1 protein-coding gene is annotated in these 596 nt (G+C 39.1%); it reads left to right on the forward strand.

What is annotated here, in order from left to right; translation table 11 throughout:
• The coding region (locus tag MM239_RS20865; protein ID WP_241350257.1) for an IS1595 family transposase at positions 1-596 on the forward strand (596 nt) is incomplete at both ends.

Below are 596 nucleotides of genomic sequence, written 5' to 3' on the forward strand. Positions count from 1 at the left end.
GTGATGGAGAACAGTAATTTATCATTGCATACATGGTTTGCGGCATTTTTGCTAATGTCGGCAACGAAAAAGGGCTTGTCCTGCATGGAGCTACAGCGCCAGCTTGGATTGAAAAAGTATGATACAGCTTTCCGGTTAATGCATAAAATACGGGCTGTGATGGGGAAAAGAGATAATTCCTACATGTTGAAAGGAATGGTTGAGTACGATGAAGCTTATGTAGAAAAAGCAATTGACGCTAAACTCAAGAAGCAACTTAAAAGGGGTAAAGGAAGCCAGAGACAGGTTATAGTGGCAGTTGCTGCGGAATCTACACCTTTATTGGACAAAGAATCGGAGAAGACATCCAGACATTGCGGTTTCTTTAAAATGAAGGTAATACCAAAGGCTGATGCTGAATCTGTAGACGAGTTTATTGAAGAAAATATTGATAAGAAATCGGTTGTCTTCACAGATGAAAATAAAGCTTATGTTCACGTGGAGAAGTTAGTGGAGACACACATAAAAGTAAAGTCTTCAGAAAGTACTGCAAATGAAGAGCTAAACTGGGTTCATACAGCCATAAGTAACCTGAAAAAGAATCTATTGGGAATCTA

The organism is Belliella filtrata, assembly GCF_022549775.1.
Taxonomy (GTDB): Bacteria; Bacteroidota; Bacteroidia; order Cytophagales; family Cyclobacteriaceae; genus Belliella; species Belliella filtrata.